Origin of the sequence: Variovorax beijingensis, assembly GCF_007828835.1 — a bacterium.
Taxonomy (GTDB): domain Bacteria; phylum Pseudomonadota; class Gammaproteobacteria; order Burkholderiales; family Burkholderiaceae_C; genus Variovorax; species Variovorax beijingensis_A.
Genome location: NZ_VIVL01000001.1, coordinates 824,987 through 850,000 on the forward strand (window position 1 = coordinate 824,987; position 25,014 = coordinate 850,000).

At 69.4% G+C, this 25,014-nt stretch carries 22 protein-coding genes (1 of these 22 running past the window's edge); 13 read left to right on the forward strand and 9 right to left on the reverse strand.

Annotated elements, in window-relative coordinates:
• The first annotated feature begins 11 nt into the window (after window positions 1–11).
• From FB547_RS04010 to FB547_RS04020, 3 genes are all read left to right on the forward strand, one after another.
• Window positions 12–3,308, forward strand: a complete 3,297-nt coding sequence (locus tag FB547_RS04010) for a carboxyl transferase domain-containing protein (protein ID WP_145739830.1) — start codon at window positions 12–14, stop codon at window positions 3,306–3,308.
• A gap of 63 nt (window positions 3,309–3,371) precedes the next feature.
• The gene (locus FB547_RS04015; RefSeq protein WP_261380209.1) at window positions 3,372–4,709 is read left to right on the forward strand and encodes an SGNH/GDSL hydrolase family protein; all 1,338 of its coding nucleotides are present in this window, start codon (window positions 3,372–3,374) and stop codon (window positions 4,707–4,709) included.
• A gap of 131 nt (window positions 4,710–4,840) precedes the next feature.
• Window positions 4,841–5,218: a YXWGXW repeat-containing protein gene (locus tag FB547_RS04020; RefSeq protein WP_145739831.1), complete on the forward strand. Its 378-nt coding sequence runs from the start codon at window positions 4,841–4,843 to the stop codon at window positions 5,216–5,218.
• A 27-nt stretch (window positions 5,219–5,245) separates the two neighbouring features.
• On the opposite strand, the gene purU is transcribed toward FB547_RS04020, so the two are convergent.
• Window positions 5,246–6,103: a formyltetrahydrofolate deformylase gene (gene purU, locus FB547_RS04025; protein WP_145739832.1), complete on the reverse strand. Its 858-nt coding sequence runs from the start codon at window positions 6,101–6,103 to the stop codon at window positions 5,246–5,248.
• A 67-nt stretch (window positions 6,104–6,170) separates the two neighbouring features.
• On the opposite strand from purU, the gene FB547_RS04030 reads away from it, so the two are divergent.
• Window positions 6,171–7,505: an aminotransferase class III-fold pyridoxal phosphate-dependent enzyme gene (locus FB547_RS04030; protein WP_145739834.1), complete on the forward strand. Its 1,335-nt coding sequence runs from the start codon at window positions 6,171–6,173 to the stop codon at window positions 7,503–7,505.
• On the opposite strand, the gene FB547_RS04035 is transcribed toward FB547_RS04030, so the two are convergent.
• The gene (locus FB547_RS04035; RefSeq protein ID WP_186454104.1) at window positions 7,489–8,325 is read right to left on the reverse strand and encodes a ChaN family lipoprotein; all 837 of its coding nucleotides are present in this window, start codon (window positions 8,323–8,325) and stop codon (window positions 7,489–7,491) included. The two genes, FB547_RS04030 and FB547_RS04035, sit on opposite strands and share 17 nt — an antisense overlap.
• Before the next feature lie 61 nt (window positions 8,326–8,386).
• Here FB547_RS04035 and FB547_RS04040 point away from each other — a divergent pair, with 61 nt between their 5' ends.
• A complete protein-coding gene (locus tag FB547_RS04040; protein WP_145739836.1) occupies window positions 8,387–9,448 on the forward strand; it encodes an AbrB family transcriptional regulator in 1,062 nt (353 codons plus the stop codon).
• Between the two features lie 67 nt (window positions 9,449–9,515).
• Here FB547_RS04040 and FB547_RS04045 read toward each other — a convergent pair whose 3' ends face one another.
• Together FB547_RS04045 and FB547_RS04050 are read right to left on the reverse strand one after the other, a co-directional pair.
• On the reverse strand, window positions 9,516–9,827 hold the full coding sequence (locus FB547_RS04045; protein WP_145739838.1) for a DUF3567 domain-containing protein: 312 nt from the start codon (window positions 9,825–9,827) through the stop codon (window positions 9,516–9,518).
• Between the two features lie 87 nt (window positions 9,828–9,914).
• Entirely contained in the window at window positions 9,915–11,126 is a 1,212-nt protein-coding gene (locus tag FB547_RS04050; protein ID WP_145739840.1) for a DUF3108 domain-containing protein, read from the reverse strand.
• A 134-nt stretch (window positions 11,127–11,260) separates the two neighbouring features.
• Between FB547_RS04050 and FB547_RS04055 the strand changes: the two genes are divergently transcribed.
• Entirely contained in the window at window positions 11,261–12,334 is a 1,074-nt protein-coding gene (locus FB547_RS04055; protein ID WP_145739842.1) for a fumarylacetoacetate hydrolase family protein, read from the forward strand.
• Here the strand turns inward: FB547_RS04055 and FB547_RS04060 are convergent, their stop codons facing one another.
• Entirely contained in the window at window positions 12,335–13,114 is a 780-nt protein-coding gene (locus tag FB547_RS04060) for a LuxR C-terminal-related transcriptional regulator (RefSeq protein WP_145739844.1), read from the reverse strand.
• Window positions 13,115–13,194: 80 nt separating this feature from the next.
• Here FB547_RS04060 and FB547_RS04065 point away from each other — a divergent pair, with 80 nt between their 5' ends.
• Genes FB547_RS04065 through FB547_RS04075 form a run of 3 tightly spaced genes read left to right on the forward strand, consistent with a single transcriptional unit; the run spans window position 13,195 to window position 16,193 of the window.
• The gene (locus FB547_RS04065) at window positions 13,195–14,988 is read left to right on the forward strand and encodes an FAD-dependent monooxygenase (protein WP_145739846.1); all 1,794 of its coding nucleotides are present in this window, start codon (window positions 13,195–13,197) and stop codon (window positions 14,986–14,988) included.
• A complete protein-coding gene (locus tag FB547_RS04070; RefSeq protein WP_145739848.1) occupies window positions 14,985–15,215 on the forward strand; it encodes a hypothetical protein in 231 nt (76 codons plus the stop codon). The genes FB547_RS04065 and FB547_RS04070 overlap by 4 nt, the downstream gene beginning before the upstream one ends.
• A 3-nt stretch (window positions 15,216–15,218) precedes the next feature.
• Window positions 15,219–16,193: a Bug family tripartite tricarboxylate transporter substrate binding protein gene (locus FB547_RS04075; RefSeq protein ID WP_025569699.1), complete on the forward strand. Its 975-nt coding sequence runs from the start codon at window positions 15,219–15,221 to the stop codon at window positions 16,191–16,193.
• 4 nt (window positions 16,194–16,197) lie between these two features.
• On the opposite strand, the gene FB547_RS04080 is transcribed toward FB547_RS04075, so the two are convergent.
• Both FB547_RS04080 and FB547_RS04085 read right to left on the reverse strand, forming a co-directional pair.
• Window positions 16,198–17,409, reverse strand: a complete 1,212-nt coding sequence (locus FB547_RS04080) for a toxin-antitoxin system YwqK family antitoxin (protein ID WP_145739850.1) — start codon at window positions 17,407–17,409, stop codon at window positions 16,198–16,200.
• Window positions 17,406–17,819: a VOC family protein gene (locus FB547_RS04085; RefSeq protein WP_145739852.1), complete on the reverse strand. Its 414-nt coding sequence runs from the start codon at window positions 17,817–17,819 to the stop codon at window positions 17,406–17,408. The genes FB547_RS04080 and FB547_RS04085 overlap by 4 nt, the downstream gene beginning before the upstream one ends.
• Before the next feature lie 120 nt (window positions 17,820–17,939).
• On the opposite strand from FB547_RS04085, the gene FB547_RS04090 reads away from it, so the two are divergent.
• From FB547_RS04090 to FB547_RS33780, 4 genes are all read left to right on the forward strand, one after another.
• A complete protein-coding gene (locus tag FB547_RS04090; RefSeq protein WP_225613255.1) occupies window positions 17,940–19,082 on the forward strand; it encodes a TraB/GumN family protein in 1,143 nt (380 codons plus the stop codon).
• A gap of 11 nt (window positions 19,083–19,093) precedes the next feature.
• Window positions 19,094–19,465: a DUF2946 family protein gene (locus FB547_RS04095; protein ID WP_124958820.1), complete on the forward strand. Its 372-nt coding sequence runs from the start codon at window positions 19,094–19,096 to the stop codon at window positions 19,463–19,465.
• A 117-nt stretch (window positions 19,466–19,582) separates the two neighbouring features.
• Window positions 19,583–21,865, forward strand: coding sequence for a TonB-dependent receptor (locus FB547_RS04100; RefSeq protein WP_145739855.1), 2,283 nt, complete (start codon window positions 19,583–19,585; stop codon window positions 21,863–21,865).
• A 34-nt stretch (window positions 21,866–21,899) separates the two neighbouring features.
• On the forward strand, window positions 21,900–22,808 hold the full coding sequence (locus FB547_RS33780; protein WP_145739857.1) for a copper chaperone PCu(A)C: 909 nt from the start codon (window positions 21,900–21,902) through the stop codon (window positions 22,806–22,808).
• 10 nt (window positions 22,809–22,818) lie between these two features.
• On the opposite strand, the gene FB547_RS04110 is transcribed toward FB547_RS33780, so the two are convergent.
• Together FB547_RS04110 and FB547_RS04115 are read right to left on the reverse strand one after the other, a co-directional pair.
• A complete protein-coding gene (locus tag FB547_RS04110; RefSeq protein ID WP_145739858.1) occupies window positions 22,819–24,558 on the reverse strand; it encodes a phospholipase D family protein in 1,740 nt (579 codons plus the stop codon).
• A 93-nt stretch (window positions 24,559–24,651) separates the two neighbouring features.
• On the reverse strand, window positions 24,652–25,014 hold the final stretch of the coding sequence (locus FB547_RS04115; RefSeq protein WP_145739860.1) for an ATP-binding cassette domain-containing protein. It continues 1,548 nt past the right edge of the window; the window shows 363 of its 1,911 coding nt (coding positions 1,549–1,911); its start codon lies beyond the right edge, outside the window; the stop codon is at window positions 24,652–24,654.

Genomic DNA, 25,014 nt, shown 5'->3' on the forward strand with positions numbered 1-25,014 from the left:
AAGGTTCTCCCTTGTTCTCCAAAGTCCTGATTGCCAACCGCGGCGAGATCGCGGTGCGCCTGGTGCGCGCGCTGCGCGACCTCGGCATTGCGAGCGTGGCGGTGCATGCGCGCGACGATGCGTCCGCATTGCATGTGCAGCTGGCCGACGCGGCCGTCGCGCTCGATGCGGCCGGGCCATCGGCCTACCTCGACGTTGCCGCGCTGATCGGCGTGGCGAAGGCGCAAGGCTGCGACGCGGTGCATCCCGGCTACGGCTTCCTGAGCGAACGCGCGGACTTCGCGCAAGCCTGCACGGATGCGGGGCTGGTCTTCATCGGGCCCGCGCCCGAGCAGCTGGCGCTGTTCGGCGACAAGGCGCGCGCGCGCGCACTCGCCACGCAGTGCGACGTTCCCGTGATGCCCGGCAGCGCCGGCGCCGTGACGCTCGCGCAGGCGCAGGCCTTCTTTGCCGAGCAGCAGGCGCAGGGTGCCGCGGGCGTGATGATCAAGGCCATTGGCGGCGGTGGCGGGCGCGGCATGCGCGCCGTCATGAATGCGGACGAGCTGCCCGAAGCACATGCGCGCTGCATGTCCGAGGCCAAGGCCGCCTTCGGCGTCGAGGGCGTGTACGTCGAGCGGCTGATGCACCACGCGCGGCACATCGAAGTGCAGGTGCTCGGCGACGGCCAGGCCGTGGCCAGCCTCGGCGAGCGCGAATGCACCCTGCAGCGGCGCTTCCAGAAGCTGGTGGAGATCGCGCCCAGCCCCTCGCTGCCCGATGCGCTGCGGGCCGCCATCACGCAGGCTGCGCTGCGCATGGCCAAGGCCGCAGGCTATCGCAGCCTGGGCACCTTCGAATTCCTCGTCGATGCCGGATCGGCCACGCTTCCCTTCGTCTTCATCGAGGCGAACCCGCGGCTGCAGGTCGAGCACACCGTGACCGAGGCCGTGACCGGCCTGGATCTCGTGCAGCTGCAGATGGCGGTGGCAGCCGGGCAATCCCTGAAGGCACTTGGCGTGGAAGCCGACGGCACGGCGGCGCAGCGCGGATTCGCGCTGCAATGGCGCATCAATGCCGAGACGCTCGACGCCCATGGCAGCGCGCGGCCCTCGGGCGGCACGCTCGCGCGCTTCGATCTGCCGAGCGGGCCCGGCGTGCGCGTCGACACGCACGGCTATGCAGGCCTCGCACCGTCGCCGCACTACGACACGCTGCTGGCCAAGCTGATCGTGCATTCGCCATCGCCGCGTTTTGCCGATGCGTTGCGCCGCTCGCTGCGCGCGCTGGACGAATGCCACATCGACGGCATCGCGACCAACCTTGCGTTGCTGCGCGCCATTGCGGCGCGGCCCGAGTTCGCAAGCCAGGCGGTGCACACGCGTTTTGTCGAAGCGCACCTGGGCGACCTGCTGGCCGCCGCGGCATCGCTGGAAAAACATGCAAAGAAGATCGCCCCGGCCGATGCGCAGGCGGCGGCAATCGAGAACGACGACGCGGACGACCTGGCGATCAAGGCGCCGATGCCCGCCAAGCTGGTGCAGTTCGAAGTGGCGGTGGGCGATGTGCTGCCTGCCGGCGCGCAGCTCGGTGTGCTCGAAGCCATGAAGATGGAGCATCTGCTGCACGCGCCGGTCGCGGGCCGCGTGGTTGCGCTGCTGGCCGAGCCGGGCGACTACCTCGTCGAAGGCCAGTCGCTGCTGCGGCTGGAAGCGGTCGATGCGCAGGCGGTGGAAGCCGAGGCGCGCACCGCGCAAGACCTCGATGCGATCCGCCCCGACCTGCAGAAGGTGGTCGACCGCCATGCCTTCACGCTCGATGCCAACCGCGGCGCGGCCGTGGCCAGGCGGCATGCGCAGGGCGGGCGCACCGCGCGCGAGAACATCGCCGACCTGTGCGACACCGCCTCCGACCCCGGCAGCTTCATCGAATACGGCGCACTCGCCATCGCCGCGCAAACGCGCCGCCGCACGCTCGAAGACCTGATCGCCAACACGCCGGCCGACGGCATGGTGACGGGCCTGGGCAGCATCAACGCGAAGCAGTTCGGCCCCGAGGCCTCGCGCTGCGCCGTGCTGGCCTACGACTACACGGTGCTGGCCGGCACGCAGGGCATGCGCAACCACCACAAGACCGACCGCATGCTGTCGATCGCGCACCAGCTGAAGCTGCCGGTGGTGCTGTTCGCCGAAGGCGGCGGCGGGCGGCCGGGCGATACCGACATGCCGATCGTCGCCGGCCTCAACAACCACACCTTCAGCCAGTTCGCGGCGCTCTCGGGTAAGGTGCCGGTGGTGGGCATCGTGCATGGCCGCTGCTTCGCGGGCAATGCCGCGCTGCTGGGCTGCGCCGACGTGATCATCGCCACCAGGGGCAGCAACATCGGCATGAGCGGCCCGGCCATGATCGAGGGCGGCGGGCTCGGCAGCTTCGCGCCCGAGCAGATCGGGCCGAGCAGCGTGCAGTCGCGCAACGGCGTGATCGACATCCTGGTGGAAGACGAAGCGGCGGCAGTGGCTGCAGCGAAGCAATACCTCTCCTATTTTCAAGGGCCGGTTTCCGACTGGCAGTGCGCCGACCCGCGCGCGCTGCGCCACGTGGTGCCCGAGAACCGGCTGCGCGTGTACGACGTGCGCGCCGCAATGCGCGGCGTGGCCGACACCGGATCGTTGCTCGAACTGCGCGCCGGCTTCGGCGCGGGCATCGTCACCGCGCTGGCACGCATCGAGGGCAAGCCGGTGGGGCTGATGGCCAACAACCCGCATCACCTGGGCGGCGCCATCGACGTGGAGGCGGCCGACAAGTCCGCCCGCTTCATGCAGCTTTGCAATGCGCACGGGCTGCCGATCGTCTCGCTGTGCGACACGCCCGGCTTCATGGTCGGCCCCGAGATCGAGGCGCAGGCGCAGGTGCGCCATGTGTGCCGCATGTTCATGGTGGCCTCGCACCTGCGCGTGCCCTTTTTTGCCGTGGTGCTGCGCAAGGGCTATGGCCTGGGCGCGCAGGCCATGACGGCCGGCGGCTTCGATGCGCCGGTGTTCACGGTGGCCTGGCCGACCGGCGAGTTCGGCGCGATGGGGCTCGAGGGCGCGGTGCGCCTGGGCTATCGCAAGGAACTGGCTGCGGTGCCCGAAGGCATGGAGCGCGACGCATTGTTCAGGAAGCTCGTGGCGCAGCAGTACGCCAACGGCGAAGCGATCCACATGGCACAGACGCTCGAGATCGATGCGGTGATCGATCCCGCCGAAACCCGCACCTGGCTGGTGCGCGGACTCGCTTCCGCGGGGCGTTCCATGCGGGCGGCCTCGCCCTACGTGGACACTTGGTAACCATGCACTAAACCTCGTCACATGCAATGGCAAGGGGGCTCCGTAAACTGAGTCGCTTTGCGCATGAAACTGGGTTCGCATCGGCTTTCTGTTCTTCGCGAAGGTGCGCTGCGGCATTGGATGGCCGCGGTCGGTTGCCTGCTGTTCGCCGTTGCAGTGGCGGTGCAGGCCGTCCAGCCAGGTGCGGGTGGGCAGCCGCAGCCGAAGCAGCCGGTCGAGGCACACTGGGTGGCCGGCTGGGCGGCCGCGCCGGTGGACTTCCGCGAACTCAGTGCGAATCCGCTCCTCACGGCTGCGGCACCCCGGCCCGGCGGCGATGCGTTCCACGGACAGACGCTGCGGCAGCAGTTCGAGTCTGCGCTGCGCGGCGAGCGCGTTCGCATCCGCTTTTCGAACCGTTTCGGCAAGACGCCCCTGCGCATCGCCGAGGCCAGCGTGGGGCAGGGCACCGGTGGCGGCGCGGTCTCGCCGGCCACACTGCGCAAGCTGCGCTTCGGCGGGCGCGCAAGCACGGTCGTCGCGCCGGGTGCCGAAGTCTGGAGCGATGGTGCCGACCTGAAGGTCGAGGCCGGGCAGGCGGTGGCGGTGAGTGCCTTCTTCGATCGCGCCGTGCCCTTCGCGACCGTCCACCTGCGCTCGCCCGACGCGAGCTGGGTGGCTCGCGGCAATGCCATTGCAACACCCAGGCTGCACGACGCCGCGCCCTTGCCGCTGAACCACATCGTGACGGGCTTCGACGTGATGACCACGCAGCCCGTGCGAACGGTGGTGGCCTTTGGCGACTCGATCACTGCGGGCGGCGGCGAGGCGGGCGACGGCTCATACCCCGAACTGCTCGCCACGCGCCTGCGCAACAGCCCTTCGGCGGCGCAGGCGGTCTCGGTGCTCAACATGGGCATCGGCGGCAACCGCTTGCTGGTCGATGGCATCGGCCCCAACGGCTTGTCGCGTTTTGCGCGCGATGCGCTCGGACAAAGCGGCGCGACGCACGTGATGATCCTGCTGGGCACCAACGACATCGGCCGCAGCGTGTTCGTCCTGCCGGGGCGGCCGACGCCGGAGCACGAGGTCGCGACGGCAGAGCGCATCACCGACGGCCTGCAGCAATTGGTCAAGCAAGCCCGCGCCAAGGGCGTGAAGGTGCTGATCGGCACCGTGCCGCCGTTCGGGAACACGCCCTACTGGACGGAGGCGACCGAGGCCATGCGCGGCGAGGTCAACCGCTGGGTCCGCAGCCGCCAGGACGTGGACGGCGTGATCGATTTCGACGCCGTGCTGCGCGACCCCGCCAATCCGACGATGTTGAACCCGCTCTATGACAACGGCGACCACCTGCATCCCAACAAGGCGGGCCATGCCGCCATGGCCGCGGCCGTCGACCTTCGCGAACTGCAGGAGTAGCTGCGGGAGTAAGTGCCAACAAAGGCACTGCTTTAGGCGACACACCTTTACACAATGTCCCGTCGAGTGCTTACAGGCGCTTCACACGGCCTCGTCAGCATGAAGGCTCCAACCACTCATGAGGGACACCCATGAAAAAACTCGCAATCACCCTTTCCATCGCGGCCGCTTCGCTGCTCTCGGTGGGAGGCGCACTGATGGTGCCGACAGCCGCCCAGGCGCAGCCCGGTGTGTTCGTCGAGGTGCCGCCACCGCCGCCTCGCTTCGAGCGTGCGCCGCCGCCGCGCCGTGGCTACGTGTGGGCTCCGGGGCACTATGAATGGCGTGGTGGACGCCACGTGTGGGTCCGGGGCATGTATGTGCGCGCCCGTCCGGGCTATGCCTACCGTCCGCCCGAATGGCGCGAACGCGATGGCCGCTGGGAATACCGCCGCGGCGAGTGGGACCGCGATCGCGACGGCGTGCCGAACCGCTACGACCGCCGTCCGGACAATCCGAACCGCAACTGACCCGCGGCATTCCTGAATGGGCTCCGCCTACCGGAACACGACCGTGCGGTGCCCGTTCAGCAGCACGCGGTGCTCGCTGTGCCATTTCACGGCGCGCGCGAGCACCTGGCTTTCGGTGTCGCGGCCGCGGGCCGTGAGGTCCTCGACCGTGTCGGTGTGGTCGGCGCGCGCCACGTCCTGCTCGATGATCGGGCCTTCGTCCAGATCGGCTGTCACGTAGTGGGCGGTCGCGCCGATGAGCTTCACGCCGCGGTCGTGCGCCTGGTAGTAGGGCTTGGCACCCTTGAAGCTCGGCAGGAACGAGTGATGGATGTTGATGGCCCGGCCGGCCAGGCTCTGGCACAGGCCGTTGCTGAGGATCTGCATGTAGCGCGCGAGCACCACGAGCTCGGCGCCTTCGGACTCGATGATCTCCAGCTGCCGGGCTTCGCCCTGCGCCTTGGTGGCGGCCGTCACGGGAATGTGATGGAAGGGCACGTTGTAGCTGGCGGCCAGCTGGTAGAAGTCGCGGTGGTTCGAGATGATGGCGCGTACGTCGATGGCCAGCAGCCCGCTCTTCCAGCGGAACAGCAGGTCGTTGAGGCAATGGCCTTCCTTGCTGACCAGGATCACGGTCTTCATCGGCTCGGCCGCGGCATGGAGCTGCAGGCTCATGCCGAAGCCGGCGCCGAAGGTGGCGAGCTGTTCGCGCAGCGCCGCCTCGGGGTGGTCGCTGCAGGCGAAGCGCACGCGCATGAAGAACAGGCCCGTGTCGTGGTCGTTGTACTGGGCGGCTTCCTCGATGTTGCCGCCGCGTTCGAGCAGGAAGCCCGAGACGGCATGCACGATGCCCGTCCGGTCGGGGCAGGAGAGGGTCAGGATGTAAGCGGGCGTAGTGGTCGTCATGAGGGGCACGATTGTCGCAGGGGTGCCAGAATGCCGTTTTTTGGTGCGCGTTAAGCAGGAGCAACCGATGGCTTATCAGGACCTCAACATGGGCAACCAGTGGCTGCCCTTCACCCCCAACCGCCACTTCCAGAAAGACCCTCGCGTCTTCGTGGCCGCCGACGGCATGGAATTCACCACGCACGACGGCAAGAAGGTGATCGACGGCATCTCGTCGCTGTGGTGCGTGGGCGCGGGCCACAACCGAAAGCCGATCAACGAGGCAATCAAAAAGCAGCTCGACACGCTCGACTACGCCACCGCCTTCCAGGTCAGCAACGACAAGGCCTTCAAGGCGGCCGAGATGATCGCCTCGCTGGCGCCCGGCGACCTCAACAAGGTGCTGTTCTGCAATTCGGGTTCCGAGGCGGCCGACACCTCGATGAAGGTGGCGCTGGCCTACCACCGCGCGCGCGGCGAGGGCCACCGCAACGTGTTCATCGGCCGCGAGAAGGGCTACCACGGCGTGGGCTTTGGCGGCATGTCGGTGGGCGGCATCCCGGGCAACCGCAAGGTGTTCGGCTCGGCCTTCCTGCCGCGCGTGGACCACATGCGCTTCATCCACGATCCGGTGAACCATGCCTACATCCACAACGAGGAGCCGGTGTGGGCCGAAGACCCGCTGGTCGAGCTCGAAACGCGCATCCTGCCGCTGCACGACCCGAGCAACATCGCCGCGATCATCGTCGAGCCGGTGGCGGGTTCGGCCGGCTGGTACCTGCCGCCCAAGGGCTACCTGAAGCGTCTGCGCGAGATCTGCGACAAGCACGGCATCCTCCTGATCTTCGACGAGGTCATCACCGGCTTCGGCCGCATGGGCACCAACTTCGCGTCCGACTACTTCGGCGTGGTGCCCGACATGCTGAACTTCGCCAAGTGCGTGACCAACGGCGTGATCCCGCTGGGCGGCGTGATCTGCCGCGACAAGCTCTACGACGCGATGATGAAGACCGACGCGCCCGAGCACGTGGTCGAGTTCTTCCACGGCTACACCTACTCGGGCCATCCGGTGGCCTGCGCCGCCGCGATCGCCACGCTCGACCTGTTCAAGCAGGAGAACCTGTTCGCGCGCGCCGGCGAAATGGGCAAGGTGCTCGGCGATGCCTTCCACAGTACCTTCAAGGGCCTGCCGAACGTGGTCAGCATCCGCAGCCTCGGCCTGGCCGCCGCGGTGGAGCTCGCGCCCATCGTAGGCGCGCCGGGCAAGCGCGCCTACGACATCTTCCTGGACTGCTTCCACAAGGGCGCGCTGGTGCGGCCCGCGGGCGACGTGCTGGTGATCGCGCCGCCCTATATCGTGGAGAAGCAGCACATCGACACGCTGGTCAACACGCTGGCGGATTCGATCAGGAAGTTCGCTTGACGATTCCTGCGCAGTAGTCCTTCGGCGGCAATGGGGCCGTGCGCCAGACGGCGTCGTAGGCTTCCTTGTCCTGATCCTCGTCCGGCGATTCGCCGGCCTGCAGCCGCACGGACTTGACCGACACATCGGTCGGCAGGTGCTGCGGCACGCCCAGCACCTTGGTGGCGTGGCCCGCGCCGCTGACCAGCAGCACCGTCTTGCCCGGCTGGCGAGCCTTGACGATGGCCTGCGCCATGGCGCGGTCGCGCCCCACCTGGATGCGCGCCATCGGCACTATCTGGGGCTCGGGCAGCAGCTTGCAGTGGCCTTCCCGCACGGCGTCCTGCTGCGCGGCGTAGGCCTCGCCGTTGAGCTGCACGTCGAGCGAGACGTCGGCCATGGCGTTCTTCATGCGCGAACGCGGCAGGTTGGCGCCGATGACGGGCACGCCGGCGCGCACGGCGGCCATCACCACCGGGCCGTAGCTTTGCCAGGGCCAGGCTTTGTCGTTCCAGGCCAGTGCGTCGCGCACCTGCGCATCGGTGGCCGCGGCGTCGAGGCGGAGGGTGTTGTGGCCTTCCTCGGCCATTTCGAGCAGCAGCGCGGCCAGCTGGCCCCGGCCGGCCAGTGCCTCGACGGTCTCGCGCTCGATCGCATGGTGCTCGGGAGCGTCGTGCTGCTCGCCGAGGATCAGCGCGTCCACCGGCAGCAGCGCTGCCGCGCGGCGCGCCACCGGTGCATCGGGGCCGTCGAGCAACGCGGTGCAACCCGCCAGGGCCATGGCAGCGAACAGGGGCAGCAGGAAGCGGGAAGCCCGTGCGGGAAAGGGTTGGCATCGCATCGCGCCATACTATGCGCTGGCGCTCGCCCGCAGCGCCATCCAATTCCGCTTCTTCCTGCCCGTGTCTCTCCGCTTTCTGGTTCGCGTGCTGGCCACGCTGTTGCTTGCGCTCGCCGCGGCCGAAATCTGCCTCGCCCTGCACACACCCCTGCCGTGGATGATCGGCCCGCTGCTGGCGGTCTCGCTGGCATCGATTGCCGGCGCGCCCACGGCCAGCCTCACGCCGCTGCGCAATGCCGGGCAATGGACCATCGGCACGGTGCTGGGCCTTTATTTCACGCCGCAGGTGGTGGCGCTGGTGGCCGGCGTCTGGTGGGCGATTGCGCTGGCCATTGCCTGGGCCCTGCTGCTCGGCTGGGGATTCGGGCGCTGGCTGCACGGCGTGCATGCCTGGCGGATGCCGCATGTGCCGGCCAGATCCATGAGAGCCACGACTTACTTCTCTGGCGCCATCGGCGGCGCCTCCGAAATGACGCTGCTGGCCGAATCGGCCGGCGCGCGCACCGACCTGGTGGCCGCGGCGCACAGCCTGCGGCTGGTGGTGGTGACCATCGCCATTCCGTTTGCGATGCAGTGGAGCGGGCTGCACGGGCTGGAAGTCAATCCGTCCACGGTGCGCGAAGTGAATGCGGGCGGGCTCCTGCTGCTCGCGCTGGCCACCGGTGTCGGCGGGCTTGCGATGCGGGCGCTGGGCCGCACCAACCCGTGGTTCATGGGGCCGCTGCTGGTGGCCATGGGTTTCACCATCGCGGGCCAGCCGCTGTCGGCCGTGCCCGGCTGGATGTCGAACACCGCGCAGCTCGTGATTGCGGTGAGCCTGGGCGTGCGCTTCAGCCGCGAATTCCTGCACACGGCGCCGCGCTGGCTCGGATCGGTGGCGCTGGGCACCGTCGGCATGCTGGTGCTGTGCGCGGGTGCCGCCTGGCTGCTGGCCCGGGCGACGGGGCTGCATCCCGCCACCATGATCCTGGGCACCTCGCCGGGCGGCATTGCCGAGATGTCGATCACCGCCAAGGTGCTGCAGCTGGGCGTGCCGGTGGTGACGGCGTTCCAGGTCTGCCGGCTGGTGGCGGTGCTGCTGCTCGTGGGGCCGATGTACCGATGGATTTACCAACGGAAATGAGTGGCGGGCGCTGAAAAGACGCAAAAAAAAGCGCCACTCGGGCGCTTTTTGATCGGCCGACGGTGGTTCAGTGCACCAGCACCGGCGTATGGGCCAGCTCGGCATAGCCCTCGAGCGTGTCCTCGACCTCTTCCTGCGTGGGCGTGTTGAGCTGCCAGGCGGCAATCTGCTGCTGGAACAGCTCGGCCCAGGAACCGTCGAGGTAGACCTCCTTGCCCGAGCGCTTGTCGACGATCTCGAAGCCGTGGCGTTCCAGCACCGGGACATTGGGCTGGTCCGGGGTGTCGCCTTCGTTCGGCTGCACGTGCACGACGACGAAGGACTCCGAGTCATAGAGCATGTTCATTGCGGGGCCTGTGAGGATGTCGATGGCATTCATGGGGGTTAGATAGCAATCAACGCGCCAGTTTCAAGAAGGGTTGTCGCATTGCGGTCACAACGGTGTTTCTTTACTTGTTTTGTACTATCAGCTGGACGGCCCCGCGGGAAGGGATTCACGCAACTGCATGTCGGCGAAGTCGCCGTTGGGCTGTGTCTGTTTCATCCGTACCGGTAGGTACCCCAGCGCGGGCGCGAGCCAGATTTCGATCTTGTCGTCGAATTCGCGCCGCGGGCTGCGCGTGAGCTTGCGCACCGCGTAGTCGCCAGCCGGCACGCTCATCTGCTCCTCGCCTTCGATGTTGAACACCCAGACGCCCGCGTCGCGCGGCCCTGCCGTCTGGATGGAAATGCGGCTGCCGGCCGGGTAGCGGCCCGGGTCGCCCGCCAGCATGCCGCCGAGCTGCATCACCACGCTGAGCCGGTCCTGCGCGCCGGGCAGCAGGGGAACGCTGGGCGCGTTGTTGCTGAACATGATCTGCCCCTGGTCGCGCAGGAAGTGCGAGGCGAGCTCGCCCTTGCGGCTTTCGGAAAAGCGCGCCGGCTCGATGCCGGTGGGGCCGATCCGGCCGGTGCTGTGCTGGCTGCGGATGGTGCGGAACAGGAATTTGAGCGAGAGCCGGGCGTCGTAGCTGCTGCCGTCCTGCAGCCAGACCAGGTCGCCGAAAACCCCCTGCATCGGCGAGGCGCCCTGCTGGCCCGTGACCGCGAAGGCAAGCTTGACCGAACCCGGGATGCGCAGCGCCTCGGGCCCGACGACATTGCCCGCCGCGGCGCTGGCGGCGCCCGCAGCCTCGCCCGGCGCGCCGTTTCCGACGCCGGTGTTGGCCGTGCTGCCCGCCCCGCCCAGGGCGGCGCCTGCGGGGGCGCTCACCGCCGGCTCGGGAGCGGCTGCTCCTGAGTCGATAGCGGTCTGCGCTGTCAGGTCAGGCGTGGGCGCCGGGGCGGGTTCCGAAACCTGGGGTTGCGGCGCCGGCTCCGGGGCCGCAGCGGGCCTGGGCCTGGATGGCTCGCGCGGCCGCCGCGGCTTTGCAGGCGGCGGCGGCTTGGCCGCGGCAGCGGGCGGCGCGGCGGCGGGCGCAGCCGGCTGTTCCGCGGCCGGCGGTGCGATCACGATGGTCCGGGTGATGAACTTGTTCGCGAGCGGCGAGGGATCGGGCCCGATCGCAGTGGGCGCGAGGTCCAGCAGCAGCACGTGGGCCAGCGCCACCGCCAGCGTCAGCCCGGCCAGCGCGCGCCACGACGGGCGCGCGGGCGGGGCGGCGGAGGAAGGCAACGGGGAGGCGACGAGCGTCGGCATGAGGTGGTGGAGTGAGCGCCGGCGCCGAGGTTCACCGGGAGCACCTCGGTACACTGCCGCCCGTTCAACCAGTTTAGTGGGCGCGGCGCCGGCTCTCGTGTTCGCGCCGTGTCCTTCATCACGCATTTGCCATCATGAAACTCGCCACCCTGAAGGACGGCTCGCGCGACGGCCAGCTCGTCGTCGTCTCGCGCGACCTCACGCTCGCCCACTACGCCACCGGCATCGCCAGCCGGCTGCAGCAGGTGCTGGACGACTGGGGCTTCATGAGCCCGCAGCTGCAGGACCTGTACGACGCGGTCAACACCGGCCGCGCGCGCCATTCCTTCCCGTTCGACCCCGCCCAGTGCATGGCGCCGCTGCCGCGCGCCTACCAGTGGGCCGACGGCTCGGCCTACCTGAACCACGTCGAGCTGGTGCGCAAGGCGCGCAATGCCGAAGTGCCCGAGAGCTTCTATACCGACCCGCTCATGTACCAGGGCGGCAGCGACGACTTCCTCGGCCCCACCGATGACGTGGTCGTGCCCAGCGAAGCCATGGGCATCGACTTCGAGGCCGAGATCGCGGTGGTCACCGGCGACGTGAGGATGGGCGCCACGCCCGACCAGGCGCTCGACGGCATCCGCCTGGTGATGCTGGCCAACGACGTGAGTCTGCGCAACCTGATCCCGGCCGAGCTGGCCAAGGGCTTCGGCTTCTTCCAGAGCAAGCCGGCCACCGCCTTCAGCCCCGTGGCCGTGACGCTCGACGAGCTCGGCGAAGCCTGGCAGCACGGCCGCGTGCACCTCACGCTGCAAAGCAGCTGGAACGGCCGCAAGGTCGGCATGTGCGACGCCGGGCCCGAGATGACCTTCCACTTCGGCCAGCTCATCGCCCACATCGCCAAGACGCGCAACGTGCGCGCCGGCAGCATCGTCGGCAGCGGCACCGTGAGCAACAAGGGCGTGGAAAGGAACGGCCAGATGGACTGGCCCAAGGGCTATTCGTGCATTGCCGAAAAGCGCTGCATCGAAACCATCCAGGGCGGCGAGCCCGTCACTGACTTCATGAAGTTCGGCGACACCATCCGCATCGAGATGAAGGGCCTGGACGGCCGCTCGCTGTTCGGCGCGATCGACCAGGAGATCGTGTCGGCGGCGGGGCGGCCGAAGGTGGCGCCGGCGCCGCTGATCGATACGCAGGACGACGACAACGGCGCTGGAGACTGACTAGCGGGGCGCGGCGCGCAGCAGCTCCTTCTGGCTGCGTATCCCCAGCCGCCGGAACGCCCGGTACTGGTGGGTGCGCACCGTCGTCAGTTCGATGCCGACTTCACGTGCCGTTTCCTTGGCCGTGCGGCCGGCCATCAGGTGGCCGATGACTTCGCGCTCGCGCAGGCTCAAGGTCAGAAGGCGCGAGGCGAGGGTGGGCGCCACCGCCTCCCGGGCGGCCATGGCGCTGCGGCCGTGGGCCAGGGTGGCGTCGGCCAGCAGCGTGGCATGGCGCTCGATGGCCGCGAAGTCGGCGGCGCCGAATTCGGGCTGCGCAAGGCTCCGGTAGAAGCTCACGGCCACGCGCTGGCCGGCGGGCGTCAGGCGCAGCACCGACGCGCGCTCGCGGATGCCCACGTCGCCGTAGCAGGCCGCGCGGTAGGCCGGGTCGGCCACTTCGTCGGCGCGCTGGTGGCCCAGCCAGAGCTGTGCGCGCCGGGGCAGCTTGCGCGCCGCCAGCCAGGTCATGTTGGGATCGAGCAGGTCGAAGCGCTGCGCCACGTAGCGCTCGGCCGTGCGTTCGGCCGTGGTGCCGTAGCTGCTGGCGGCCGACACCGCCTCGATGCGGCCGGTGGCGTCGACCGCGAACACGGTGCAGAAGGTCACGGGGATCACACGGTGCATGGCCGCGAGGCAGCTGGCCGCCAGGTGCGGCGTGCCGATGCCCGCGAGCACGTCGCCGGCGAGGGCGGCGGACAGCGTGGCGTCCGCGGCGGGCTGGATGCGCCAGCGTCTCATGGGGGTAGATAGGGCAGGGTAATTACCTCGTACGAAGTTATGACAATGGCCGGCGCCGCGCATCGGGACAATCCCGCTGCATGATGACGAACCCCACCGTTGCGGCCGCCGCGCCGCCGCCTGGAACACGGGCCGCCGATGCCGCCAGCGGCCCCGTGCCGCCGCCGGCCAGCGCCACCGGACTGCCGCCCGCCGTTGGCGCCTTTCACTACACGCGCTACCCGGCGCGCACGCCCGCGCTCGCGCATGACGGTATGGAGCCCGGCCGCCATCCGGTGGTGATCGCGGGCGGCGGGCCGGTCGGCATGGCGCTTGCGCTGGGGCTTGCAAACCAGGGCGTGCGCTGCGTGATCCTCGAGGCCGACGACACGGTGTGCGTGGGCAGCCGGGCGGCCTGCATCTCGCGCCGCAGCCTGGAAATCATGGAGCGCCTGGGGGTGCGGCCGGCCTTCATGGCCAAGGGCCTGCCGTGGACCGGCGGGCGCAGCTTCTACAAGACGGCCGAGGTGTTCCGCTTCGAGATGCCGCACGACGAACGGCAGAAGCTGCCGCCGATGATCAACCTCGAGCAGTACTACATCGAGCAGTACCTGCTGGACGAAATCCATCGCCGCAACGAGGCGGCACCGGGGCTCGTCGACATCCGATGGGGCACCGAGCTCACCGGCCTCGCACAGGACGAAGAGGGCGTGACGTTGGACGTGCGCAACCCCGAAGGCGCCTACCGGCTGCACAGCCAATGGCTTGCCGCCTGCGACGGTGGCCAGAGCTTCGTGCGCAAGGCGCTGGGGCTCGCGCTCGAGGGCACGGGCTACGAAGGCCGCTACGTGATCATCGACATCGAGCTGCACAGCACGCACCCGACCGAGCGCCGCGCCTGGTTCGATCCGCCGTGGAACCCGGGCTCGACCGTGCTGATGCACCGCCAGCCCGACGACATCTGGCGCATCGACTACCAGTTGCGCGCAGGCCAGAGCACCGAGGAAGCGCTGCAGCCGGCGGCCGTGGCCGAATTCGTGCAGCGCCACCTGGACGCCATCGGCGAAGGCCACCTGCCGTGGAAGACGGTCTGGACTTCGGTCTACCGCGCAGGGGCGATGACACTCGACAGCTACCGGCATGGCCGGGTGCTGTTCGCGGGCAACGCGGCGCATGCGATGCCGATCTTCGGCGTGCGCGGCCTCAATTCAGGCTTCGACGATGCGGACAACCTGGCCTGGAAGCTGGCGTTCGTGGCGCGCGGGCTTTCGGATGCGTCGCTGCTCGACTCGTATTCGCAGGAGCGCATCGGGGCCTTTCGCGTCAACGCCGAGAACGCCATGCGCAGCACCGAGTTCATGTCGCCGCCGTCGCGCGGCTTCGACCTGCTGCGCGAGGCCGCGCTCTCGCTGTCGCAGGTGCATCGCGGCATTGCGCAGCTGATCAACCCGCGCCAGACGCAGGCCGTGCGCTATGCCGATTCGGCGCTGTCGAGCGAAGGCGATGCGCTGCCTGCGGGCCCGCTGCCCGGAGAGGTCATGCCCGAGCAGCAGCTCGAGCAAGGCCACCTGACCGACTGGATCGGGCCGGTCTTCACGCTGCTGGTGCTTCAGCCGGGCGCCGATGCCGTGCCGCTGCCGGACGATGAAGTGGCACAGGTGCTTGGCGGCCTCCTGCCGTTCGCGGTGCGCACCATTGCAGGCCCGGGCATCGAAGGTGCCGACGCGCAGGCCGGCCCCGCCGTGTTCGAGGCGCTGGGCGCGCGCGGCGGCGCCGTCTACCTGCTGCGCCCCGACGGCCATGTGGCCGCGCGCTGGCGGCGCATGCCCCGCGGCGCACTGCGGGCTGCATTGGCCCGCGCCACTGCCGCCGCTTCCACGGAGATCTCCGCATGACCACAGCGCTTTCATCCGATGCGCGCGACCGGCTCTACGCAGAGTGCGCGCGCGCCATCACCGAAGCGGGCGCCGAGCGCGAATCGCTGTTCCTGGCCCGCCTCGCGCTGCTGCTGTTCGAGCAGGTCGGCGACGAGGCGCGCTGCCGCGCCGCGCTGGCCGACGCACTGCACGCGCTGCCCGTACCATCGCTGTCCGCAACCGAACCCCAACAAAAAGGAGACTGATCCATGGATCGCCGCACCCTTCTCGCCACGCTCGCCTCCGGCGCCGCCGTGGCCGCCGCGCCCTTTGCCCGCGCGCAGGACTACCCCGCGCAACTCATCAAGTGGGTGGTGCCCTATCCGGCCGGCGGCGGCACCGACGTGATCGCACGCGTGCTGGCCGAAGCCATGCGCCAGACGCTGGGCCAGCAGATCGTGGTCGACAACCGTCCCGGCGCCTCGACCAACATCGGCGCCGACCTCGTCGCCAAGAGCAAGCCCGACGGCTACACCATCCTCTCGGCGGACAACGCGGTGCTGGCCTTCAACGAGCACCTGTTCGGCAAGCTGCCGTTCAATCCGGAAAAGGACTTCACCTACATCGGCGCGATCGGCAAGTTCCCGCTCGCGCTGGTGGTGCATCCCGACTTTCCGGCCAAGAATTTCAAGGAGTTCCTGGCCTATGTGAAAGCCAATCCGGGCAAGGTCAACTACGCCTCGCCGGGCAATGGCTCGCCGCACCACCTGGCCATGGAAATGTTCAAGGCCCGCACCGGCACCTTCATCACCCACATTCCCTATCGGGGTGCGGCGCCCGCCATGGCCGACGTGATGGGCGGCCAGGTGCCGTGCATGTTCCTCGACCTGGCCTCGGGCCTGCCGATCATGCAGGGCAACAAGGTGCGCGTGCTGGCCATCGGCTCGGGCGCGCGCAGCAAGGCGCTGCCCAACGTGCCGACGCTGGCCGAAGTGGGCGTGCCCAACACCGAGGTGTTCGCGTTCCAGGGCATCCTCGGCCCGGCGGGGCTGCCGCCCGCGGTGGTCGCCAGGCTCAACAGCGAGCTGAACCGCGCGTTCGGCACGCCGGCCGTGCAGAAGCGATTCGACGATTTCGGCATGGAAGCCATGCCGGGCACGCCGGCGCAGTTCGCGGCGCTGTCGCGCGCCGAGTCCAGGCGCTGGGGCCCGATCATCAAGCAGGCCGGCATCAAGCTGGACTGAAGTGCTACTGCGTGTAGGCCTTGCGCGAGCCGTCTTCCAGGACGTGCTCGTCGTGCTGCAGTTCGCCGTTCTCGTCCCAACTGCGCTCGCGCGTCACGCGGCCCTTGGCATCGAAGCTCGATTCCGCCAGCAGGATGCCCTTTTCGCTGAAGCGCCGGTGCGTGCCCACCGGCACTTGGTGCCCGCGGCCCGCCACCAGGTAGTGGCCATGGGCGGCGCGCTGGCCGCTCTCGTAGAACTCGGTGATCTCGACCGTGCGCGCATTGCCGCTTCCGCGGTAGACCGACTTGCTGCGCGGCCGGCCATTGAGGTGGTAGCTGTCGTCGCCGATCGGTTCGCCCGCCGGGTTCCATCGCTGGTCACGGATCAGCGTTCCCTTTTCGGAAAACTCCTGCTCGCGTTGCCGCACCGCGCTGCGCTCGACCAGCAGCCACACGGTTTCGCGGCGCTTCACGCCTTCGGATGAAAACTGGCGCTCGGTGCGCTGGCTGCCGACGATCTCGTCCTGCACCGAAGGCTTGCCGTTGTCGTAGAAGTTCTGCGAGCGCACCCGCTTGCCCGACAGGTACGACAGCCGCGAGCGCAGGATGCCGCCCGCATCGAACAGATCGACCTGCGACGGCCCGCCGATGAATCCGCACAGCCGGGCGTCGTCGACGGCCGGCGCCAGCATGGGCGTTTCGCCGCAGCGCAGGGCCGACATCTGGCCGCGTTCGGTGAACTCGACGAAGGTGCGGTCGGTTCCAGCGGCCGGGTAGAAAGTGACCCGGCGCAGCTGGCCGCCCGGGTAGAAGCTGCGCACGAGGCCCTGCTCCTGCCCGTCGTCGTAGACCGCCTCGCGCACGACCTGCCCGTTGGGCGCGAACTCGCGCGCGAGGCCGTGGATGTGGCCCTTGGCGTTGAGGGTGTGCTCCCTGGCCAGCTTGCCCTTTTCATAGAAGCGCGCCAGGCCCATGAAGACGCCGTTCTGGATCTGCTGCTCGCGCTGGAGCTCGCCGGTTTCGCGCTCCTTGCAGCGCATCAGCCCCGTCTTGCCCGAGGTGCTGCTGCCGTCGGAGGGATTGACCTTGCGGTCGTTGAGCTCGCAATCGAGGGCCGCGTGGGCGAGGCCCGCCGCAAAGAGCCAGAGTGCGGCGGCCGCGATCCGGAATGCGCTTGTACCGCTGCCCGCAGTGGCTGCGAGCCGGCTGGGAGCGGCTCGGGGCGGAGGGTTCATTTGTCGTAGAGCGCTGCCAGGGAGCGAAAGCCCTTGATCTCGATCGGATTGCCGAACGGGTCGCAGAAGAACATGGTCCACTGCTCGCCCGGCTGGCCCTCGAAACGCACCTGCGGTTCGAGCACGAAGTCGGTGCCTGCGTCTTTCAGCCGCTGCGCAAGTGCCTGCCAGTCGGGCAGGGCAAGCACGATGCCGAAATGCGGCATCGGCACCATCGCGTCGCCGACGCGGCCGGTGCGCGTGGTGGCGAAGGGTTCGCCCAGGTGCAGCGAGATCTGGTGGCCGAAGAAGTCGAAATCGACCCATGTGTCGGTGCTGCGGCCTTCGGCACAGCCGAGAACCTGACCATAGAAGCGGCGAGCCGCATCGAGATCGCGGACGTGGAAGGCAAGATGGAAGATGCTCTGCATGTTCCGGATTATGGGCAGCGGTGCTGTGAGAATGCCGGACTTTCTTTCATCGTGGAGCAAGCCTTGCGGATACTCCGGATCCTGGTTGCGCCGAGGCGCGACACCCTTTTGAAGATGCGCATGCAGGCGTCTGTACTCTTGCGCCTGCCGCGCCTCGCGCTGGCCGGCGCCTGCTGCGTTTTCGCACTGGCGGCGCAGGGCGCCTGCCCCCCGTCCGCCATTGCCAGCCTCGGAAAGCCCGGTGCCGCCGTCGGCCAGTGGAATGCGGCCGACCGCGGCCTGCTGTGGCGCGCCGAGCGCGACGGGCGCACATCCTGGCTCTATGGAACCATTCATCTCGGGCGCGCCGAGTGGGTGCGGCCCGGGCCCACGGTGCAGAAGGCGCTGGAGCAGAGCGATGCGCTCGCGCTGGAACTCGACGTGCGCGACCCGGTCGCGATGCAGCCCCTGACGCAGCAGGCCGACCCGGCCGTGGTCGCGCGGCTGCTCAGCGGCGAGCGCGCACAGCGGCTGGCGCGCCAGAACGAGGCGGCCTGCGTGCCGCCCGGCCAGACCGCGGGGCTGCAGCCCATCCTGCAGGTCATGTCGCTGGCGGGCCTGGTGGCGCGCGCGGATGGTCTGTACCCCGAATTCGGCGCCGACGAGGCCCTGGCGGTTTCCGCGCGCAACAACAGCAAGCCGGTGTTCGCCCTCGAAAACGCTGCCGCGCAATTGAAGGCGCTGACCGGCGGCTCCGAGGCCGAAGAGGCCGAGCAGATCGACGCGGCCCTGACCGAACTGGAATCGGGCCAGCTGCGCGCGCAGATGAAGGAGCTGGCCGACATCTGGGCGCGCGGCGACGCGGACAAGCTCGGCCGCTACCCCGAGTGGTGCAACTGCCTCAACACGCCGGCCGAGCAGCGGCTCATGAAGCGCCTGCTGGACGAGCGCAATCCCGGCCTGGCCGACGGCATCGAGCGCATGCACGCGGGCGGCCAGCGCGTGTTCGCTGCGGTGGGCGCGCTGCACATGGTCGGCCCGCAGGGGCTGCCGGCGCTGCTGGCGGCGCGCGGATTCCAGGTGGCGGCGGTTCCGCTGGTGGCGCAGCCGCCCGTCGCGGTGCCGACGGCGCCCGCGCCAAAGGCGAGCGCCCGCGGCGCGCAAGGGGCCAGGAGCAATCGCGGCGCCAAGGCTTCCGGCGCCAAGGCCTCGGGAACCCGGAGCACGGGCAATGCCAGGTCTGCCCAGCGCGCACCGGCACCAAAGAGCAAACAACGCCGATAATCGCCAGCGCCATGCACCTGCTGCGAAACCATCCCCGCTTCCTCGGCCTCGTCGGCCGCTGGGTGCTGCTGTGGTTCGCGCTCTCGATCGGCGCGGCGGTGGCCTCGCCGATCGTGCATCCGCAGGCCGTCGAACTGGTGTGCTCGAGCGCCGGCTCGATCAAGGCGGTGGTCCACACCGAAGACGGCGTGCAGGAGATGGGCGCATCGCACATGGACTGCCCGCTGTGCGTGCTGACCGGCGCACCGCCGCCGTCGCCGGCCGCCGCCGCTTTCGACCTTCCCCTGCCGCTGGGCCGCGTGGTCCAGTCCATTCCCGCCGCGCGCCTGGCCGCGGCCACCGCCGCGCCGCTGCCGGCGCGCGGACCTCCCGCCCTCTCCTGAAGCTGTCAAAACCGTCGCCGACTGCGCCCGATTCGAGGGGTGCATGCGGCCTGTCCGGCTTGAAGTTCGTGGAGCAGGTTTCCTGTGAAAAAGCATTCCCGCGCCGTGGCGATCGCCATGGCATTTCCCCTTGGCGCGCCCGCGTGGGCGCAGGACGCGCCTGATCCATCCGGCGGCAGCGCTGCGCGCACCCTGAGCACCGTCACGGTCAGCGACGGCCGCCCGACCTCGCTGCCGACCCAGATTCCGACCACCATCGAGGGCGTGACGCACGAGCAGATCGCCGAAACCGTCAACGCCACCGACGGCGAAGACGCGCTCAAGTACCTGCCCAGCCTGGTGGTGCGCAAGCGCTACATCGGCGATTTCAACCATGCGGTGCTTGCCACGCGCGCTTCGGGCACAGGCAACAGCGCGCGCTCGATGGTGTACGCCGACGGCATCATGCTGTCGAACCCGCTGGGCAATGGCGCCACCTACGCGCCGCGCTGGGGCATGGTGTCGCCCGAAGAGATCGAGCGGGTCGACGTGCTGTACGGGCCGTTCTCGGCAGCCTATCCGGGCAACTCGGCCGGCGCCGTGGTCGACTACGTGACGCGCATGCCCACGAAACTCGAAGCGCACGCCAAGCTCAGCGGCTTCGCCTCGAACTTCGACCTGTACGGCAGCCATTCCTCACCCGCCGGCCAGCAACTCGAGCTCTCGCTGGGCAGCCGCAGCGGCGACTGGTCGTGGTGGCTCAGCGCCTCGCGCACCCACAGCAAAGGGCAGGCGCTGGTGTTCGGCAACCGCCTCGCCAGCGCCGGCGCCCTGGGCAACGCCGGCACGCCGGTCACGGGCGCGGTGCCGGGGCTGAACCCGTCGAATCAGCCCTGGTGGCTGGTGGGCGGCTCGACGATCTACGACACCACGCAGGAGCAGGCCAAGCTCAAGCTGGCCTACGACTTCTCTCCCACGGTGCGCGCCACCTACACGCTCGGCGCCTGGAACAACACCACGCACGGCGGCGTCGCCACCTACCTGCGCGATGCCTTCGGCCGGCCGGTGTATTCGGGGCGCGTGAACATCGCCGGGCGAAGCTACAACCTCGATGCGCCGAGCGCCGCGCTGGCGCCGACCGAGACCGCGCTCACCCATTACATGCACGGCCTTTCGGTGAAGAGCCATACCGGCGGCGTGTTCGACTGGGAAGTGGCCGCGAGCCTGTTCGACTATGCGCGCGACACCTCGCGCACACCCACCACACCCCTGCCCGGTGCCTTCAACGGCGGACCGGGGCGCATCACCGACATGGGCGGCTCGGGCTGGCACACTTTCAAGGCCGCCGGCACATGGCGGCCCACCGGCTCGGCCGAGGGCGTGGGCGCGCACGTGGTCGACTTCGGCTTCCAGCAGGACACGGCCCGCCTGCGCACCGGCGTCGGCAACACCTTCGACTGGATCGCCGGGCCGGCCGTGTCGCCGTTCTCCGCCTTCAACGGCAACACGCGATTGCAGTCGCTCTACGTGCAGGATACCTGGCGCTTCGCCAAGGACTGGAAGACCACGCTCGGCCTGCGCCACGAACGCTGGGAAGCCTATGGAGGCCAGCTCGGCAACGCCACGAAGCTGCTCGACTTTGCACCGCGCAGGAACAGCTACGACTCGCCCAAGGCCGCGCTTGCCTGGCAGGCCACGCCGGACTGGCTGCTCAAGGCATCGACCGGCCGGGCAGTGCGCATGCCGACCGTGAGCGAGCTCTACCAGGGCTCGATCGACGGCAGCCGGATCGTCAACACCGATCCCAACCTGCGCCCGGAGCGCTCGTGGACCACGGAGCTCAGCGCAGAGCGCGATCTGAAAGGCTGGGGGCTCGACGGCGTGCTGCGCACCACGCTCTTTTTCGAGAACACCAAGGATGCGCTCTACAGCCAGGCCCTCACCAATCTCGTGAGCACGGTGCAGAACGTCGATGCCATCCGCACCCGCGGGCTGGAGGTGGCGCTCAACGCGGTCGACGTGGGCGTGAAGGGGCTGGACCTGAGCGGCAGCCTCACGCTGACGCGCTCGAAGATCGCGGCCAACAGCGGTTTTCCCGCCAGCGTCGGCCGCGAACAGCCGCGCGTGCCGAAGCTGCGGGCCACGCTGCTCGCCACCTACCGGCCCGATGCGAGATGGAGCTACACCGTCGGCGCACGCTACAGCGGCAAGCAGTACGGCACGCTCGACAACACCGACGGCAACGGCGCGGCCTACATGGGCTTCTCGAAATTCTTCGTGGTCGATGCGCGCATCCGCTACCGGATCGACCGGCAATGGAGCGCCGCCTTCGGCATCGACAACCTCAACAACAACAAGTACTGGGCCTTCCACCCCTATCCGCAACGCACCTATGTGGCCGAACTCAAGTTCGACCTCTGATTCTCTTCACCGATTTTTTCAAGGAGTTCCCGCAATGAACCACCCACGCCTCATCCTGAAGACCGCTGCCGCATGCGCACTGCTGGCAGGCACGGCCGCCGCGTTCGCCCATGTCACCCTGCCTCGCGGCGGCGTTACCGTCGGCAGCGACTACAGCGCGGCCTTCCGTGTCGGCCACGCCTGCGAAGGCGCCAAGGCCACCACCGGCCTGGCCGTGCGCCTGCCCAAGGGTTTCCTGCTGAGCGACGCGCAGGCGCGCAAGGGCTGGAAGCTCGACGTGCAGAAGAACGCCGGCGACGGCGAAGTGCGCTGGACCGCCGAAAGCCCCCAGGCCGCGCTGCCCGCCAGCGAGCGCGCCGAGTTCGTGCTGCGCGGCAAGGTGCCCGGCACCCCCGGCCCGCTGTGGTTCAAGGTGCTGCAGACCTGCGACGTGGGCAGCATCGACTGGGCGGAAGTGCCGGCCTCGGGCAGCTCGACCGCTGGGCTCAAGAGCCCTGCCGCCAGGCTCGATGTGGTGGCGCAGGGCGTGGCCACGGTCGACGTGCGCGATGGCTGGGTGCGCCAGTCGGTGCCGGGCCAGAGCGGCACCGGGGCCTTCATGAAGCTCACTGCGCCCACCGGCGCCAGGCTGGTCGGCATCACGACGCCGGCCGCCGGCGTGGCCGAGGTGCACGAGATGAAGATGGAAGGCGACACCATGAAGATGCGCGAGCTGCCGGGCGGCCTCGACCTGCCCGCCGGCCAGACCGTCGAGCTCAAGCCGGGCGGCTACCACGTGATGATGATGGACCTGAAGCAGGCGCTGGCCAAGGGTTCGACCGTCCCGATGACGCTGCGTTTCGAGGATGCCAAGGGCCAGAAGAGCTCGCTCGAGCTGAACCTGCCGGTGGGCGCGCCCGAAGGGGCCGACGCCGCCGCGCCGGCCCATCAGCACAAGCACTGACGGCTGCGCCCTACAGCAGCTGGTCCGGCGCCAGCGGCCCGAACAGCCGCAGCAGCAGGCGCAGGGTCAGGCTGGCGTCGGGCTCGGTGGAGGTGTCCTTCAGCCCGCTGCCTTCGGGCGCCCGCCAGACCAGCGAGCCATCGTTCAGCTCGACCCGCCATGAGCCCTCGCGCATGCCGCGCTCGATCTGGGCGGACGCCGCGCGCGAGAGCTCGGCGCTGCGCACGAGCAGCGCGATCTCGGTGTTCTGCAGCTGCGAGCGCAGGTCCAGGTTCATCGAGCCGACCACCAGCAGCCGGCCGTCCATCACCAGCACCTTCGAATGCAGCATCGAGCGCGATTCGCCGAGACTGCCGCCGCTGCCCGACGAGCCGAAGGCGTTGCCGACGCTGGTCTGCTCGCTGCGCAGCTCGTAGAGTTCCACGCCCATCCTGAGCAGGTCCTCGCGATGGCGCGAGTAGCCGACATGCGCCACCGGCGCGTCGTTCGACGACAGCGAGTTGGTCAGCACGCGGATGCGCACGCCCCGGCTGCGAGCCGCCGCGAAAGCCTGCTTCATGTCCGGGCCGGGCACAAAGTAGGGCGAGATGATGAGCAGGTCGGTGCGCGCCTGGCCGATCAGCTGCAGCAGGCCTTCGACCACCGTGTCGCTGCCCGCGGCAAGGTCGGAGCTGGCTTCGAGCGCCGCCGCGCGCCGCGACGAACTGGCGGCGTCCCCGGGCTGGCTCACGACCAGGCCCGGCGCCCTCGTCGTCCCGGCGCCCTTGTCGGCCGGGATCTTTCCGGGCTGGTCGGCGAGCATCACCGCGGGCGCCCAGACGAAACGGGCGGTTTGCAGGTCCATCGGTTTTTCGTCCCAGGCGCGGGCGAGCTGTGCCGGCGTGGGGGCGGCGCCTGGTTTCGGTTCTGCCTCGGGTGTTGGCGGCGGCGGTGAGTTCTGCGCACGGGCCGATTCGTCGGCCAGTTCCCGGTCGGCCTGCTGCGCCCGCTCGCGGATGGCTTCCAGTTCGCTGCGCTTGACCAGCGACTGGACGGGATAGGCGCGTTCGTTGTTCCAGTAGCTGTCGAAGCTGCGCGACAGGTCCCGCACGATCGGCCCGGCCGCCAGGATGTCGACGTCGATGTAATTGCCCTTCAGCGCATTGCCGAAATAGGCATCGCCCAGGTTGCGCCCGCCGGTGACGCCGAGCACGTTGTCGGCGAGAAAGAGCTTGTTGTGCATCCGCTGCTGGATCCGCGAGGCATCGCCGATCGAATTGAGCGCGCGAGCGAACGAAGACCCGCGCGCGCCGGCCAGCGGGTTGAACAGGCGCATCTCGATGTTGGGCACGAAAGCCAGGCCCAGCACCAGCGCATCGCGCCCGGTGCTGTGCAGATCGTCGAGCAGAATCCGCACCCGCACGCCGCGCTCGGCCGCCGCGCGGAGTCCCCGCACCAGCCGGCCGGTGCTGGCGTCGGCATGGATGGCGTAATACTGCAGGTCGAGCGATTTCTGCGCGCCTTCGATCAGAGCGAGCCGGCTGCCGTAGGCGGCCGGAGGTCCCGCGAGTAGCAGGAAGCCGGATTCGAAGCGCGCGCCGTCGGCTTTGCGCCGCTGCTGCACCAAGGCATCCAGCGCGGTGCCGTTGGGCGAGGAGAGCGCGGTCGAAACCGGCCGGTCGACGTGCTCGGGCAGTTGTGCGCAGGCGCCCTGCAGGACGAGGACAAGAAGCGCAATGGATCGGCCAAAGAGCGCGTAGAAGGAAGACATGCGGCGTTCCCGGAGCTTGGAAGCCGCATATATATCCCAGTCGGCGCCGCCCCGGCGTGGGACGGCGGGACAGTCCGGCGTAGAACCAATGGACTAGCGCCCGACGGACAGCTCTTCCTGGCGTTCCAGCGCGGCCAGCAACTCGTCGTCGATCTGGGCATGGCGCTGGCTCAGCTCGGCCGCGCGCGAAGCGTCGGTGGCGTAGATGGCGCCGCCGTCGAGCTCGAGCATTTCGCCGATGCGCTTCTGCTCGGCCTCGAGCGCCTCGATCTGCGCCGGGAGCGCCTCGAGCTCGCGCTGCTCCTTGTAGCTGAGCTTCTTGCGCGCGGCGCCGACCGGACGCGCGGGCGCCGGCTCGGTGGCGACGGGTGCCGGTGCGGGCGGCGAGGAGGCAGGCGCGGCGCCGGCGGCCTGCCTTTGCTCCGCGATCTCGCGCGCGCGCTTCGACTGGATCAG